This window comes from Hamadaea tsunoensis DSM 44101, from assembly GCF_000428945.1.
GTDB classification, from domain to species: Bacteria; Actinomycetota; Actinomycetes; order Mycobacteriales; family Micromonosporaceae; genus Hamadaea; species Hamadaea tsunoensis.
The window spans coordinates 37,236-54,131 of the sequence record NZ_AUAX01000037.1 but is presented as its reverse complement, the minus strand read 5'-3'; the positions used below and the strand labels follow the sequence as shown (position 1 = coordinate 54,131).

Annotated in this window: 5 protein-coding genes and 1 pseudogene; 3 read left to right on the top strand and 3 right to left on the bottom strand. The window is 75.4% G+C overall.

Annotation, left to right across the window (positions count from 1 at the left end; translation table 11 throughout):
• Nucleotides 1-9: 9 nt before the first annotated feature.
• Nucleotides 10-765 (top strand): helix-turn-helix transcriptional regulator, encoded by a 756-nt coding sequence (locus G401_RS50585; RefSeq protein ID WP_084557974.1) that lies wholly within the window; start codon nucleotides 10-12, stop codon nucleotides 763-765.
• A gap of 28 nt (nucleotides 766-793) precedes the next feature.
• Here G401_RS50585 and G401_RS0135135 read toward each other — a convergent pair whose 3' ends face one another.
• The 3 genes from G401_RS0135135 to G401_RS0135125 form a co-directional block, all read right to left on the bottom strand.
• Nucleotides 794-1,504, bottom strand: coding sequence for a hypothetical protein (locus G401_RS0135135; protein WP_027346177.1), 711 nt, complete (start codon nucleotides 1,502-1,504; stop codon nucleotides 794-796).
• Between the two features lie 223 nt (nucleotides 1,505-1,727).
• Nucleotides 1,728-2,318 (bottom strand): TetR/AcrR family transcriptional regulator, encoded by a 591-nt coding sequence (locus G401_RS0135130; protein ID WP_027346176.1) that lies wholly within the window; start codon nucleotides 2,316-2,318, stop codon nucleotides 1,728-1,730.
• A 19-nt stretch (nucleotides 2,319-2,337) separates the two neighbouring features.
• A complete protein-coding gene (locus G401_RS0135125; RefSeq protein ID WP_034594050.1) occupies nucleotides 2,338-3,777 on the bottom strand; it encodes an MFS transporter in 1,440 nt (479 codons plus the stop codon).
• A 210-nt stretch (nucleotides 3,778-3,987) separates the two neighbouring features.
• Here G401_RS0135125 and G401_RS58055 point away from each other — a divergent pair, with 210 nt between their 5' ends.
• Nucleotides 3,988-13,620 (top strand): type I polyketide synthase, encoded by a 9,633-nt coding sequence (locus G401_RS58055; protein WP_034594049.1) that lies wholly within the window; start codon nucleotides 3,988-3,990, stop codon nucleotides 13,618-13,620.
• Between the two features lie 98 nt (nucleotides 13,621-13,718).
• A pseudogene (locus G401_RS53715) lies at nucleotides 13,719-16,823 on the top strand (SDR family NAD(P)-dependent oxidoreductase); the annotation flags it as partial.
• Nucleotides 16,824-16,896 lie beyond the last annotated feature (73 nt).

Sequence of the window (16,896 nt, the reverse complement as noted above, 5' to 3'; positions counted from 1 at the left end):
GGGGGGACGATGCACGACGCCGTTCAACGTGCGATTACGCTGATCCGCGAAAAGTACGCCGAACCCCTGACCCTCGACGACATAGCCCACGCCGCGATCATGAGTCGATTCTATTTCTCGCGATTGTTCCGGCGGATCACCGGGATATCACCCGGACGATTCCTGACGACCGTGCGCATGCACGAGGCCAAGCGGCTGCTGCGGACCACGACGGACAGCGTCGCCGACATCTCCTGCCAGGTCGGCTACACCAGTCTCGGGACCTTCACGACCCGGTTCACCGAGTGCGTCGGGGTCTCGCCCGGTCGGTTCCGCCGCTTCGACGGCTTCGACCCGATCGAGTTCGACGCCTTCGATCCCGCGTCCCGCGGCTCGCTCGCGGGCAGCGTCCGCGGCGGCCGGTCCGGTCTCGCGGGTCCGGTGTTCATCGGCCTGTTCGACCAGCCCGCCGCGCATGGCCGGCCGCTCGCGGGCATCACGATCCCCGCCCCCGGCGACTGGCTGCTCGACCCGGTGCCGCACGGCGACTGGTACGTGCTCGCCATGGCCGGCGACCGGGCCGCCGACCGGCCGGTCCTCCTGGGCGGCGCGGGGCCGATCACCATTCCCGCGGGCGGGCTGCGCAGCGTCGACCTGCTGCTCGGCCCGGCCCGCCCGACCGCCCGTCCAGCCGCCCGTCCAGCCGTCCGCCCGGCTGCCCACCCGGTGCTCGTCGCGTTGCCGGCCGGGGCCCCGCGCGCGCACCGGCGCGACGCCGTCGCCTGAGACCGCTCGGCGGCACCCGCCGCGACGCTCAGCGCGCCGCGGTCTCGGCCAGCTCCGCCGGTGCGGCGGACAGCGGCGGCACGGCCGGTGCGCGTACGCCGGACGCCATCTCCCGGACGCCGGTCGGCACCATGACCACCGCCAGGCAGACGAAGGCCACCGCCATCGCGGGAGCCAGGCCGCCGGCGATGGCGGCCATCAGCGCCACCGAAGCCACGCCCAGGACGGCCACCTGCCATCCCGGCGCCGTCTTCGTCTTCCACAGCCCGAAGGCGCACCAGAACAACCCCACCGCCAGCGGGCCGGACAGCCGCGCGGTCGGGATCACCAGCTCCGGGGCCGAGCGCAGGCGTTCGAGCAGCAGCCCGCCCGTCGTGGGATCGCCCGCCTGCGCGAGCAGCCACTGACCGAAGCCGTCCAGCACGATCTGAGCGATCATCGCGATGCCGCCGAGCCCGATCAGCACCACCGCCACCAGGTGTACGCGCGGCGCGCCCCGGCGGATCGGCCGGATCAGCTGCAACGCCGCCGGGATCAGCAGGGCGAAGCCGATGATCATCAGCAGGTGCGCGACGTACCAGCGGCCGGGGTCGGCGCGTACGCGGGTCAGCTGGGCCAGCGCGCCGGGCTGGTCGGCGCCGTGGCTGATGCCGCCCGCGAGCAGGAACACGGGGGCCGCCACGAGGGCGAGGCCGCCCGCGATCCGGTGGGCCCGGGAGGCGTCGTCAACGGTGGTCATGGGGATCCTTCGGGCGGTCGGCGAGTGGGAGGCAGCCCGGCGCCGGGTTCCGCTCATGATCGCGAGGTGCCCCTTGTCATCGCCGTGGCTCGATCCATCATGCCGACGCCGCGCGGACCGCAGAACCGGAGACCCGCATCGAAGGGAATGTACGCGCAGGGGTTGCGATCAAGGCCGACATCCATTCAGGACCGTCCTGTGCCGTCGAGCGCGACCGTCCCCATCAGACGGTCCCGGCGGTGAGCAGGGACATGATGGAGGAGGTCACCACGTCGCCGGCCTCGGCGGCGGTGAGCTTCCCGGCCGTCTGCTGCTCGGCGGCCAGGTGCAGCAGCGCGTAGGTCGCCGAGACCAGCCACTCCACCGGCAGGTCGGACCGGATCGTCCCGTCCCGGCGACCCGTGCGGATCAGCTGCTCGACCAGTGCGAAGACCGGCTCGTGCAGGCGGCGCAGCCGGTCCGGGCCGAGCACGGCCGACGCCGCCGTGAACAGGTTGCGGTGCTCGTGCAGCCGCGGCCACGACGTCCGCAGCAGTTGTGCCATCATCTCGGCCGCCGAACCGCCCGCCGCCACGGCCGGGGTCAGCTCGTCGGTCACGTGGGCCAGCGCCCGGCTGAGCACCGCCTCGATCAGTGCCTCGCGGGTGGCGAAGTGCGCGTACAGCGTGACGCGGCTGACGCCCGCCGCCCGGGCGAGGGCCGACATGTTGATCTCCTCGCCGGCGAGCACGACGCGGGTGGCGGTGTCGAGGATCGACTCGATGCTGCGCTCCGCGTCGGCCCGCCGGTGGCGTACGGCCTGGCTGTCGGTCATCGGACCAGCGTACGGCGGGTCAGTGCAGGAAACGCCGGCCGTCGCCGGTCGCGGGGAGGTCGCGGGGCAGGACGAGCGCGGCGACGATCGCGCCGAGCAGGCCGATCGCCCCCAGCACCAGGTACGCGTGGTCGAACCCGGCCGCCACCGGCCCGGTGCCGGTCAGCGCGCCGCCCGCGACGGCGGAGACGAGGGCGACGCCCAGCGCCCCGCCGAACTCGTGCCCGGTGTTGAGGATGCCGGAGGCGACGCCGGCGTTCCGCTCGTCGACCGTGGCCACGCCGGAGCCGATGGCGGTGACGAACGTGGCGCCGATGCCGAACGCGGCCACGAAGAATCCGATGCCGACCGAGAGGAGCACCGAACTGGTCGGGCCGACCCACGCCATCCCCAGTACGCCGACCGCCGTGATCGCCAGGCCGCCCGCGGCCACCCGGTGCGGGCCGAACTTGCCGATGTGCCCGCCGCCGAGATGCGCTCCCCCGACGATCGCGACCGCGATCGGCAGCAGGATCAGGCCCGTCTTCAGGGCGCTGAACTGGCGGACGTCCTGCAGGAAGATCGAGCTGAGGAAGAACGCCGCGTAGAGGACGCCGGTGGCGGCCATCATGACGGCCACCGCGCCGGGCAGCGCCCCGCCGGTGAGCAGCCCCAGCGGGACCAGCGGCACCTCCGACCGCCGCTCGACCAGGACGAAGAAGATGCCGGCGACGACCGCCAGGCCGATCGGGACGAGCGCGGCGGCCGATCCGAAGCCGGTCGCACCGGCCCGCACGACACCGAAGATGAGCAGGGCGACCGTGGCCACGCCGAGGACTGCACCGGGGATGTCCAGCCGGACCGCACCGGAGCGCGGCCGGGCCGGCAGCAGCCGGGGAAGGGTCGCGGCGACCAGGATGCCGACCGGCACGTTGACGAAGAACGCCCACTCCCAGCCGGGGCCCGAGGTGAGCAGGCCGCCGACGACCACGCCGAGCGCGGCGCCCACACCGCCGATCGCGGCCCAGACACCGAGGGCGCGGGTGCGGTCCCGGCCGGTGAACTCGGTCGTGACGACCGCGAGCGCGGCCGGTGACAGCAGCGCCGCGCCGACGCCCTGGGCCACACGTCCGGCCAGGAGCATGGGTCCGCCGGTCGCCAGGCCCGCCACCAGCGACGAGAGCGTGAACACGCCCACGCCGGCCAGGAAGGCGGTCTTGCGGCCGAGCGCGTCGGCCAGCCGGCCGCCGAGGATCAGCAGCCCGCCGAACGTGGTCACGTAGGCGGTGATCACCCACGTCAGCGCCTCGCGGCCCAGGTGCAGCGACTGGCCGATGGCCGGCAGCGCGACGTTCACCACGGTCACGTCGAGGATGACCATGAACTGCGCCAGCGACAGCAGGACCAGGATCAACCCGGCCCGGGGCAGGGAGGCGGCGGGCGCCTCGGTCGCGATGCCTGCGTCGGTCGTCTGACTCATCCATGGCTCCTCAGATCATCTCTTGCACCATTAATCTTTACACCGCTGTTAAGACTAGCGCCGCGATTCTACGACAGGCAAGTCGCCGGGGGCGAGGGGACAAGAGAGCAATCTCGACGAAGACATCGGCGCACGTCGAACGGCAGAGTCTACAAAGGTCATCAACCACGTTGTGAGTTGCCCGTTCGACCCTGGGGACGTGATACCGGCATGAGCGGTGAGCCGACGGCCGCCATCGCGGTGACGGGCATCGCCTGCCGCCTGCCCCAGGCGCCCGGCCCCGCCGCGTTCTGGGATCTGCTGACCGCGGGCCGGCACGCCGTCACCGCGCTGCCCGCGTCCCGCCCCGGCTACGAAGACTCCGCGGACATCCTGGCCGCGGGCGGCCCGGCGGTACGCTTCGGCGCCTTCCTCGACGAGGTCGACCGGTTCGACGCGGACTTCTTCGGCATCTCGCCCCGCGAGGCGGCCGCCATGGATCCCCAGCAGCGACTGCTGCTGGAGCTGGCCTGGGAGGCGCTGGAGGACGCCGGGATCCCGCCGGGCACCCTCGCCGGGACTGCGACCGGGGTCGTCCTCGGCGCGCTCGCCGACGACTACGCCGCCCTCACCCGGCGCGCGGGCACCACCGCCATCGGACCGCACACGCTGCCGGGGACCGGGCGTACGGTGCTGGCGAACCGGATCTCCCACCGGTTCGGGCTGCGCGGGCCGAGCCTCACCGTCGACTCGGGACAGTCGGCCTCCCTCGTCGCCGTCCAGCTCGCCTGCGACCAGCTGCGTACGCGTACCGCCGACGTGGTGCTCGCCGGGGGTGCCCAGCTGAACCTGACCGCCGAGTCGGCGCTGACGGCTCAACGGTTCGGCGCGCTGTCCCCCGACGGCCGCTGCCACGTGTTCGACCATCGCGCCAACGGCTACGTCCGGGGCGAAGGCGGTGTGCTGTTCGTCCTGAAGCGGCTGGACGACGCCCTGGCCGCCGGCGACCGCGTGTACGCCGTCCTGCGCGGCGGCGCCGTGGCCAACGACGGGCGTACCGGCCGGTTGACCGAGCCGGGCGCGGACGGCCAGGCCGCCACGATCCGCTCGGCGTACGCGGCCGCGGGCGTGGACCCGGCCGACGTGACCTATGTGGAACTGCACGGCACCGGTACGCCGATCGGCGACCGCGTCGAGGCGCGCGCGCTCGGTGCCGTCTTCGGCCCCGACCGGGCCGAACCGGTCCTCGTCGGCTCGGCGAAGACCAATGTCGGGCACCTGGAGGGCGCGGCCGGTGCGGCCGGGCTGCTCAAGACCGTGCTGGCGGTGCACCACCGGCGGTTGCCGGCCAGCCTGCACCACGAGCGGCCGCCGGCGGACCTCGACCTCGCAACGCTCGGCCTCCGGGTGGTCACCGAGACGCGGGACTGGCCCGAGGAGCGGCCGGTGGTCGCGGGAGTGTCGTCCTTCGGCATGGGCGGGACCAACTGCCATCTCGTGGTGGCCGGGGCGCCGGACCAGGCTCCCGCCGAGAAGAAGTCCGGAGAAGATCCCGGCCTGGCCGTACCCTTCCTGGTCTCCGGGTCGACCCCGGAAGCGTTGCGGGCCCAGGCCGCCAGGCTCGCGGCGTACCTGGCCGACGCTCGGGAGGACGCGAACGCGATCATCGGTGCCCTGGCCACGACCCGCGAACACCTCTCCCACCGGGCCGCCCTCCTGCCCGGCCACGACGTGCTCGCCGCGCTGACCGCGTTCGCCGCCGGTGAGGCCCCCGCCGGAACGGTCGTGGGCGAGGCATCCCACGACCACGGCAAGCTGTGCTTCCTGCTGACCGGGCAAGCCAGCCAGCGCCTCGGCATGGGCCGCGACCTCTACACCGCCGCCGCTCCCTTCCGCGAGGCCATGGACGAGGTCTTCGCGCTCGTCGACCCCCGCCTTCCCCGGCCGCTGCGCGACGTCATGTGGGCCGCCCCCGGCACCCCCGGCGCCGCGCTGCTCGACCGGACGCTGTTCACCCAGCCCGCCGTCTTCGCGTTGCAGGTCGCGCTCGACCGGCTGCTGGCCGCGTACGGGGTGCGACCCGATCTGCTGCTCGGGCACTCGATCGGCGAGATCAGCGGCGCGCACGTCGCCGGCGTCCTCTCCCTGGCCGACGCCGCGACCCTGGTCATGTCCCGGGCCGCGCTCACCGAGGCGCTGCCCGACGGGGCGATGCTGACCGTCCACACACGACCCGAGAACCTCGGCGACCTGCTGGACGGCTCGGCGACGCTCGCGATCGCCGCGTACAACGCGCCGGAGCTCACCACGCTCAGCGGATCGCCCGCCGAGGTCGACGCGGCCGCCGAGCAGCTGGCCCGGGCCGGAATCACCACCACCCGGCTCACGGTCAGCCATGCCTTCCACAATGGACGGCTGCTGGCGCCGATCGTGGACGCGTACCGCGAGACCGCCCGGGGATTGACGTTCCAGGCCGGGCGCATCCCGATCGTCAGCACGCTCACCGGCGAGGTCGCCACCGCCGAGCGGCTGGCCGACCCCGGGCACTGGGCCGACCACCTCACCGAGCCCGTGCGCTTCCATCAGGCCGTCACCGCAGCGCACGCCGCCGGGCACACCTACGTCGAGCTCGGACCGTCGGCGACGCTCACCACCCTCACCCGGCACACCCTGCGCGGGCACGCCGCCCCGCCCGTCCTGCACGCGCTCCTGCGCCCGCCCGCCGCCGAACCCGACAGCTTCCTGAGCGTCCTGGCCCGGCTGCACGTCGCCGGCCGGCCCGTGACCTGGTCGCGCTCCCGGGTGGTCCGTTCCCTTCCCGCGTACGCCTTCCAGCGCCGCCGCCACTGGCTGTCCACACAGGATGCCGGACCGCCGCCGGCGCCGACCCGTACCGGCGGGACGACCCTGGACGTCGTGCGTACGCACACGGCGGCCGTGCTCGGCCACGCGTCACCGGCCGACGTGGCGGCGCAACGGTCGTTCTCGGAGCTCGGCCTGGACTCGCTGGGCGCCGAGGACCTGCGCGCCCGGCTGGGTACGGCGACCGGCCGGCGGCTCGCGGCCGGCGTCTTCTTCCGGCACACCACCCCGGCCGCGGTGGCCGCCTTCCTCGACGACGAGCCCGCCGTCCGGGCCGAGGAACCGGCGGTCGCGGTCACGGACGACGACCCGGTCGTCATCGTCGGCATGGCGTGCCGCTACCCCGGCGGGGTCCGCACGCCGGCGGACCTGTGGCGGCTGGTGGGCGACGGCGTCGACGCGATCGGCGGGTTCCCCCGCGACCGGGGCTGGGACCTCGGCGGCCTCTTCGACCCCGACCCCGACCGGCCCGGCCGCACGTACGCGAGGACCGGCGGCTTCCTCGCCGACGCCGACCAGTTCGACGCGGACTTCTTCCGGATCAGCCCGCGCGAGGCCGACGCGATGGACCCGCAGCAGCGGCTCCTGCTGATGACGGCCTGGGAGGCGCTGGAGCGGGCCGGGATCGACCCGGCGTCCCTGCGCGACCGGCCGGTCGGCGTCTTCGTCGGCGCCACCGCCCAGGAGTACGGTCCCAGGCTCGCCGACGGTGCGGAGGGCCATGACGGCTACCTGCTCACCGGCACGGCGGCGAGCGTGGCGTCGGGGCGGATCGCGTACCAGCTGGGGTTGACCGGACCGGCGCTGACCGTCGACACCGCGTGCTCGTCCAGCCTGGTCGCCGTGCACCTGGCCGCCCAGGCGCTGCGGCTCGGCGAGTGCACCGTCGCGCTGGCCGGCGGCGCGACCGTGATGGCGTCGCCGGGCATGTTCGTCGAGTTCAGCCGCCAGCGCGGGCTGGCCGCCGACGGCCGCTGCAAGGCGTTCGGCGCGGGAGCGGACGGCACCGGCTGGGCCGAGGGCGCCGGAATCCTCGTCCTCGTACGCCGGTCCGCCGCCGACCGCCGAGGTCTGCCCATCCTGGCCGTGCTGCGCGGCAGCGCGGTCAACAACGACGGGGCCAGCAACGGGCTCACCGCGCCCAGCGGGGCCGCGCAGGAGGCGGTGATCCGGCAGGCGCTGTCGAGCGCGGGGGTCTCCGCGGCCGACGTGGACGTCGTCGAGGCGCACGGCACCGGCACGGCGCTCGGCGATCCCGTCGAGGCGGAGGCGCTGCAGGCGACGTACGGCCGCGCGCACACTCCCGAGCGGCCGGTCTGGCTCGGCTCGGTCAAGTCCAACATCGGCCACACGCAGGCCGCCGCCGGGGTCGCCGGGATCATCAAGATGGTCGGCGCGCTGCGCCACCGCTCGATGCCCGCCACCCTGCACGCGGGTACGCCGACCCCGCGCGTCGACTGGTCGGCCGGGACGGTGCGGCTGCTCGCCGAGCCGAGGAGCTGGCCGTCGGCCGGCCCCCGGCGCGCGGCGGTCTCCTCGTTCGGCATCAGCGGTACCAACGCCCACGTCATCCTCGAAGAGCCCCCTGCCGGTACGCCATCCACACCGGACGATCCGCCGACGACCCCGTTCCGGCTGTCGCGGCACTGGCTGACCCGCGACGGCGGCCGGCTCTACACCACGGAGTGGGTGGCCCTGCCCGAGCCGGACGCCTCGCGGGACTGGTCCGGGCACGTGGTCCGGCTGCCGTCCGCTCCGGACACCGAGCCCGCCGCGGCGGCCGCCGAGGCGCTGGAGTTCCTGCGGGACTGGTACGCCACGGAACGCGTACACCTGGTGGTGGTGACGAGCGGGATCGACGACGATCCGGCGGCCGCCGCCGTGGCCGGCCTGGTACGCGGCGCGCAGGCGGAACATCCCGGCAGCGTGACCCTGCTGGAGACGGCCGGCGAGCCGGACGGGCGGCGGGCGTGGGCGACCGGCGAGCCGGTGGTGGCCGACCGCGACGGCACGCTGTACGCGCCGAGGCTGCGACCCCTGCCGGCCGCAGCTCCGCCGGCGGTTCCCACGTTCGACGGGGACGGCACGGTCCTCGTCACCGGCGGCAGCGGCGCGCTGGGCCGACACCTCGCCCACCATCTGGTACGCCGGCACGGCGTGCGCCGCCTGCTCCTGATCGCCCGGCGCCCGGTACCGGCGGACCTGACGGCCGAGCTGAGCGCGGCGGGCGCGACGGTCACCACGGCCGCGTGCGACGTGGCCGACGCCGCCGCCCTGGCCGCGGTGATCGGTGCGATCCCGGCGGCGCACCCGCTGACCGCCGTCTTCCACGTCGCCGGGGCGACGAGCGACGCCCCGCTGCCGGGCCTCACTCCGGCGGCGATGGCGACCGCCTTCAGCTCCAAAGTGGACGGCCTGCGCAACCTCGACGAGCTGACCCGGACCCACCCGGTACGCGTCTTCGTCGCCTACTCCTCGATCGTCGGGCTGCTCGGCAACGCGGGTCAGGCGAACTACGCCGCCGCCAACGCCGCGGCCGACGCCCTGGTACGCCGTCGCCGCGCGGCCGGCCTGCCCGCCCTGTCGATCGCCTGGGGGCTCTGGGAGCCGACGGGCGGGATCACCGGCCGGATGGGTGCCGCCGACCTCGCCCGGCTGGCCCGGGCCGGGGTGCTGCCGCTCGCGCCCCGGGACGCGCTCACCCTGCTCGACGCGGCGCTGGCCGGAACGCGGACGCACGTCGTCGCGGCCCGGCTCGACCGGGCCCTGCCCGCCGAACAGGTGCCGGCGCTGCTGGCGGACGTCGTGGCAGCACGGGTCACTGAACGGGCTGCGGGACGGGCCGCGCCCGGACGCCCCGCCGACGTCGCGACGCTCGTACGGGCCGAGATCGCGGCGGTCCTCGGGCACGGCGATCCGGCGCGCGTACCGGCCGACCGGGCGTTGAAGGATCTCGGCCTCGACTCGCTGGCCTCGGTCGACCTGCGCAACCGGCTGTCGGCGGCACTGGGCCGGCCGCTGCCGCCCACCGTGGCGTACCAGCACCCGACGGCGGCGGCGCTCACCGCATACCTGTCCGGTGTGGACGACGAGGTATTGGCGAAGCCGGGTGCGTACGCCGCCGAGCCCATCGCGGTCATCGGGATGGCTTGCCGGCTGCCGGGCGGCGCCGACACCCCGGAGAAGCTGTGGGACATCGTGATCGGCGGCCGGGACGTGATCGGGCCGGTCCCCGCCGACCGCCAGTGGAGCGGCGTACCGGTCACGGCCGGCGGCTACCTGCCCGACGCGGGATCGTTCGCCGCAGCGTTCTTCGGCATGACCCCCCGCGAGGCGGTGGCCACCGACCCCCAGCAACGCCTGCTGCTGGAGGCCGCCTGGCACGCCGTCGAGTACGCGGGCATCGACCCGCACACGTTGCGCGGCAGCGACACCGCGGTGTTCGCGGGCATCTCGACCGCCGAGTACGGTCCGCCGCTGGAACACTCCCCCGACGGCCTGGCCGGGCACCGGCTCACGGGCGTCCTGCCCAGCGTCGCGTCGGGCCGGATCGCGTACGCGCTGGGATTGAAGGGTCCGGCCGTCACGGTCGACACGGCCTGCTCGTCCAGCCTGGTCGCCGTGCACCTGGCCGGTCAGGCGCTGCGGACCGGGGAGGCGTCGCTCGCGCTGGCCGGCGGGGCGACCGTGATGGCCACCCCGGGAGTGCTGCGCGAGTTCGCGCGCCAGGGCGGCCTGTCACCGGACGGTCGCTGCCGGGCGTTCGCCGCCGACGCGAACGGGACCGGTTTCAGCGAGGGCGTCGCCGTCCTGCTGCTGGAGCGGCTGTCCGACGCGCTGGCCAACGGCCACCCGGTCCACGCCGTCCTCCGGGGCGGCGCGATCAACCAGGACGGGACGAGCAACGGGCTGACCGCGCCCAACGGCACCGCACAGGAACAGGTGATCCGCCGGGCGCTGGCCGCCGCCGGGCTGTCGGCGTCCGATGTGGACGTCGTCGAGGCCCACGGCACCGGTACGGCGCTGGGCGACCCGGTCGAGGCCGAGGCGCTGCTGGCGACCTACGGCCGGGCGCACACCGCCGACCGCCCGCTGTGGCTGGGGTCGCTCAAGTCCAACATCGGCCACACGCAGGCCGCCGCCGGGGTCGCCGGGGTCATCAAGATGATCGGCGCGCTGCGACACCGGACGCTGCCGCCGACCTTGCACGCGGGCACCCCGACACCCCGCGTCGACTGGTCGGCGGGCGGGCTGCGGCTGCTGTCGGCGCCGGTCGCCTGGGCGTCGGACCGGCCGCGCCGCGCGGCGGTCTCCTCCTTCGGCGTCAGCGGCACCAACGCGCACCTCATCCTCGAAGAGCCGCCGGTCGCCGCCCCCGCGCCCCCGCCGCTCACCGCGTTCGAGCGCGCCCGCTACTGGCTGAGCCCCGACGCCGCCGGCGCGCCGGACGAGCACCCGCTCGTCCGCGAACGCGTCGAGCTCGACGACGACGGCGTCCTGCTGCTCGGCTCGATCCGGCCGGGCGGCCAGCCGTGGCTCGCCGACCACGCCGTCCACGGCCGGATCGTGGTGCCCGGCGTCACCTTCGTCGAACTGCTCGCGTACGCGGGACGGACGGCGGGCTGCCCGCTGGTCGCCGAGCTGACCCATCACGCCACGCTCACCCTCGACGAGGAGACTCCCGTGCCGTTCCAGGTGCGGCTGAGCGCGCCGGACGACACCGGCGTACGCCGGGCGCGCCTGCGGGCGCAGCGGTCGGGCGCATGGCTCACCCTGGCGACGGCCGTTCTCGGCCCCTCGCCCGGCGATCCGCGGGTCCGGCCGTGGTCGCCGGCCGGGGCGCGGCGCATCCCCGTCGACGGCTACTACGAGGAGCACGAGAAGCTGGGCCTGTACGGCTGGGGACCCGCCTTCCGGGGCCTGGCCGCGGCCTGGCGCGACGGCGACGACCTGCTCGCCGAGATCCGCCTGCCGGACACCGTCGCACCCGGCGCCTTCGCCCTGCATCCGGCCCTGTTCGACGCGACCATGCACGCGCTCGGCCTCGACGCCGGCCCGCCGGCGCTGCCCCGGCTCGTCGGCGACGGACGGCCGCGCGTCCCGTTCGCCTGGCGCGGCGTACGCGTCTTCGGCGGCGCCCCCGCGGAGCTGCGCGTACGCCTGCGCCCGGCGGGCGACGGCGTGGCGATGACGATCACCGCCCCGGACGGCCGGCTGGTCGCGACGGTGGAGTCGCTGGTTCTGCTACCGGTGACGGATCAGCAGGTCGGCCGCCTCGCGGAGCCGCTACAGGAACTCGCCTGGTACCCGGCCACCTCGGCCGCCGCCGGAGCCGCCGCGTCCGCCGGCGAACCGGAGGTGCTGGATCTGCGGCATCTGACCGGCGCGGACGGGCACCTGGACGAACGCGACGAGAGCAGGACCCCGGCCGGGATCGTGACGACGGCCGCCGGGCTCGTACGCGACTGGCTGTCCACCGCTGACGCGCATGCCCGCCTGCTCGCCGTGACCCGGGGCGCGGTCGCGGTCCGTCCCGGTGCGACGGTCGAGCCGGCCGCCGCGGCGCTCTGGGGGCTGCTGCGGGTGACGCAGACCGAGCATCCCGGTCGCGTACTGCTGCTGGACACGGACGACGACGGTCCCGTGGCGGTCGCCGGCCTCGCACCCGCCGATCCCCGCTTCACCGGCCAGTACGCGTACCGGGGCGGGACGGCGTATGTGCCCGGACTGCGGCCGCTGCCCGATCCGGAGCCGTCCGGCCGCACCCGCCAACCCGGCGGAACGGTCCTCGTCACCGGGGCTACCGGCGACCTCGGCGCGCTCGTGGCCCGGCGGCTGGTCGAGCGGCACGGGGTCACCCGGCTGCTCCTGCTCAGCCGGCGGGGACCGGCCGCGCCCGGCGCCGTCACCCTGTTGCGGGAACTCTCCGACGCCGGAGCGCACGTCGTCCTGCGCGCGTGCGACGTGGCCGATCCGGTGGCGCTCCGGGCGGCCACGGCCGAGGTGCTGAAGGCGTACCCGCTGACGGCCGTGGTGCACTGCGCGGGGGTCGTCGAGGACGGGCCGGTCACCGAGATCCCGGCCGGCACGATCGCCCGGACCTTCCGCTCCAAAGTGGACCCCCTGGCGGCCCTCGACGACCTGGCCGGCCCCGGTGTCACCGCGTTCGTCGTTTTCTCCTCGGTCGCCGGCGTGCTGGGCACCGCGGGGCAGGGCGCGTACGCGGCCGCGAACGCGTACCTGGACGGCTGGGCGGCCGCCCGGCGGGCGCAGGGCCGGGCGGGCACCTCCGTCGCCTGGGGCCTCTGGGACACCGGCATGGGCGGGCGGCTCACCGGCGCCGACCGGCAGCGCCTGCACCGGGCCGGGATCGCGCCTCTCGCCACGGCCGCCGCGCTCGACCTGTTCGACCGCGTCCTGGCGACCGGCGTACCGAACGTGATCGCCGCGCGGCTCGCCCGTCCGGCGGCCGCTCCCGCCCCGGCGGTGGACGGGCCGGCCGCGTTGCGAGCGCGCCTGTCCGGGCTCGGCCCGGCCGAACAGGAGCAGGCCCTGCTCGACGTGGTGCTCCGGCAGGCCGCCACCGTCGCCGGACTGCCCGCCGGTACGCGGCTCGACCCGGCCACCCCGTTCCGGCAGCTGGGTTTCGACTCCCTGATGGCCGTCGAGGTACGCAACGCGCTGGCCGCCGCCACCGGCGTACGCCTGGTCGCCACGGTGCTGTTCGACCACCCGACCCCGGAGGCGATCGCGCGGCACCTGTCCGGAGTGCTGGAACGCGACCTCGCCGGACTCCCCTCAGGCGAACCGCCGGATCCGGGCACGGGCCGGGGCGTCGCGGCGATTCCCCGGCAGCGCACCCGAACGACCACGCCGTCCGAAGTCCACGAGCACGGCCCGTTGGAGTCCGATGTGGATGCCATGGACGTCGCGGACCTGGTACGGCTGGCGCTGGGCACGACCGCCCGCGACGGGGCCGACGAGAACGGAGCCACCCGGTGACCGACGCCGACACCGAGGTCGTCCGCGCCCTGCGCGCGGCGCTGAAGGAGAACGAGCGGCTGCGCTCGGCGATCCGCGCCGCCGAGGACCGGCTGGCGGAGCCGATCGCGATCGTCGGCATGGGCTGCCGCTACCCCGGCGGTGTCACCACCCCGCAACAGCTGTGGGACCTCGTCGCCGCCGGGACCGACGCCATCGGCGACCTGCCCGGCGACCGCGGCTGGGACGTGGAAACCTTGTACCACCCCGATCCCCGCCACACAGGAACCACGACCACCCGGAACGGCGGCTTCCTGGCCGATGCCGGCGGCTTCGACGCCGCCTTCTTCGGCATGAGCCCCCGCGAAGCCATGGCCGCCGACCCTCAGCACCGCCAGCTGCTCGAAGTCACCTGGCACGCCGTCGAGAGCGCGGGCATCGACCCGGCCGGCCTGCGCGACTCCGACACGGCCCTCTACTGCGGGATCATGTACAGCGACTACGGCCGGCGGCTACGGCCGCATCCGGTCGCGTACGAGGGGTATCTGGTGACCGGCAGCCTGCCGAGCATCGCCAGCGGGCGCATCGCGCACACCCTCGGCCTGCGCGGCCCGGCGATCACCGTCGACACCGCCTGCTCGTCCAGCCTGGTCGCGGTCCACCTGGCCGTCCAGGCGCTGCGGACCGGACAGACGAGCCTCGCCCTGGCCGGCGGCGCGACGATCATGTGCACGCCCGACACCCTCGTCGAGTTCGCCCGACAGCGCGGCCTGTCCCCCGACGGCCGCTGCCACGCCTTCGCCGCGGACGCGAACGGCACCGGCTGGTCTGAAGGCGTCGGCATGCTCCTGCTCGAACGGCTCAGCGACGCCGAAGCCAACCACCATCCCGTGTACGCGGTCATCCGCGGCGCCGCCGTCAACTCCGACGGGGTCAGCAACGGGTTGACCGCGCCCAACGGCACCGCGCAGGAGCAGGTCATCCGGCGGGCGCTCGCCGACGCCGGACTGCGGCCGCAGGACGTCGACGCGATCGAGGCCCACGGCACGGGCACCAGCCTCGGTGACCCCATCGAGGCCAACGCTCTCATCGCGGCGTACGGGCGGCGGGAGCGGCCGCTGCACCTGGGCTCGGTCAAGTCGAACATCGGGCACACGCAGGCCGCCGCCGGGGTCGCCGGGATCATCAAGATGATCGGCGCGATGCGCCGTGAACGGCTGCCGAGAACGCTGCACGCGGCGGTGCCGACCCCGCACGCCGACTGGGAATCCGGCTCGCTGCGGCTGCTGACGTCCGAAGTGGACTGGCCGGCGGACCGCGTACGCCGGGCGGGGGTGTCGTCGTTCGGCATCAGCGGGACCAATGCCCACGTCATCCTCGAAGCGCCGGCCACGCAGCCGCCGCCCCCACCGCCGGCGACGGTCTTCCGGCACACCACCTACTGGCTGATGCCCGACGAGGGGACGCCGCCCGTACGCGCCGCCGAGGACGACTCCCCCGAGCTGCACGAGCTGTGCTGGGTACCCGTCGCACGAGCCGCCGCCGAGGTCACCGAGCGGCCGCGGGTCCTGGACATCGGGGTGCGCACCGACGGCGAGGACCCGGCCGTCCGCGCGCACGCGCTCGTGCCCGCGGTCGCGTACCGGCTGCGGGAGACGCTCGCCGAGCCCGGACCGGTCATGGTGGTGACCCACGAGGCGGTCGGCGAACGGGTCGACGACGTCGCCGGGTCCGCCGTCTGGGGACTCGTCCGCGCCGCCCAGCTCGAACACCCCGGCCGGCTGTTCCTGCTCGACGTCGACGCGTCCGCCGGAACGTCCACCGTCGACAGCGCGTACGCGACCGGTGAGCCCCAGCTCGCCCTGCGCGACGGCGCTTTCGTGGCGCCGGTCCTGCGGCCGCTGGCGGGCGACCCGCCACCGGTGGCGCTGGGCGGCGGAACGGCCGTCGTGACCGGCGCGACCGGCGCGCTCGGCGCACGGATCGCCCGGCACCTGGCCGAGCGGCACGGCGTCAAGCGGCTGCTGCTGCTCAGCCGCCGGGGGCCGGCCGCGCCCGGGTCCGGCGAATTGCTGGCCGCCCTGCGCGAGACCGGCGCCGAACCGATGCTGCGGGCCTGCGACGCGGCCGACGTCACCGCGCTCGCCGGTGTCCTGGCCGAGGTGGACGACGGGCCGCCCGCGATCGTGGTCCACGCCGCCGGGGTGCTCGACGACGCGACCCTCGCGACCCTCACCGAGGACCAGGTGCACCGGGTGCTGCGGGCGAAGGCGGACGCGGCGGTCCACCTCGACGAGCTGACCCGCGACCGGCCACCCGCCGCGTTCGTCCTCTTCTCCTCGCTCGCCGGTACGCTCGGCGCCGCCGGCCAGGCCGCCTACGCCGCGGCCAACGCGTTCCTCGACGGGCTGGCCGCCCACCGCCGGGGGCACCTCGGGCTGCCGGCCGTCTCGATCGCCTGGGGGCACTGGGCCGGCGCGGGCATGGCCGACCGGCTCGGGGCCGGCGGTGTCGCCCGGCTGGCACGGCTCGGCGTACGGCCGCTGACGGTCGAGCACGGGCTGGCCCGGTTCGACGCCGCCCTCGGCCTGCCCGGCGCGTACGCGGCCGCCGCGGCCTGGGATCTCGGTGCGGACGCGGATCCGCCGCCGATCCTGCGCCGCCGGCCGGCCGCACCGGCGAAGCGGGTCCCGCAGCCCGTCGCGTACGCCGACCTGCCCGTGACGCAACGGGAGCCGGCGCTGCTGGATCTGATCCTGCGGGCGACGGCGGGAGTGCTCGGCCACTCCGACAACACGGCGCTGCCGGCCGGGACGGGCTTCCTCGACCTCGGCCTCGACTCGCTGATGGCGCTGGAACTGCGCGACCGGATCGCGGCGGGCACCGGCCTGACGCTGTCCGCCACGGCGACCTTCGACCATCCCACCCCCGCCGACCTCGCCCGGCACCTGGCCGCGACACCGGCCCCCGCGCATCCGTCCCCTGTGGACGTCCGCGGCTGGGAGGAGGCCCTGCTCCGGTTGCCCGACGCGGAGCGGCGGGCCGCGGTCCGGCGCCTCGACGACCTCCTGCGCCGGTTGTCCGCCCCCGCCGACCTGCCCGTACGCCGGGTCGAGGCGGCCACGGCCGACGAACTGTTCTCCCTCATCGACAGGCTCGCCGACGGCTCCCGGCCGGCCGGCGGCAACTCCACCGACAACGGGGCGGTCCACGATGGCAGATGACGAGAAGCTCCTGGAATACCTGCGTACGGCGACGGCACGGGCCCTGGAGGCGCAGGAGCAGCTGGCGAAGGAG

Coding starts and splice junctions, on each gene's coding strand:
- G401_RS0135130 (WP_027346176.1), bottom strand. CDS start 2,318: ATGACCGACAGCCAGGCCGTACGCCACCGGCGGGCCGACGCGGAGCGC.
- G401_RS58055 (WP_034594049.1), top strand. CDS start 3,988: ATGAGCGGTGAGCCGACGGCCGCCATCGCGGTGACGGGCATCGCCTGC.
- G401_RS50585 (WP_084557974.1), top strand. CDS start 10: ATGCACGACGCCGTTCAACGTGCGATTACGCTGATCCGCGAAAAGTAC.
- G401_RS0135135 (WP_027346177.1), bottom strand. CDS start 1,504: ATGACCACCGTTGACGACGCCTCCCGGGCCCACCGGATCGCGGGCGGC.
- G401_RS0135125 (WP_034594050.1), bottom strand. CDS start 3,777: ATGAGTCAGACGACCGACGCAGGCATCGCGACCGAGGCGCCCGCCGCC.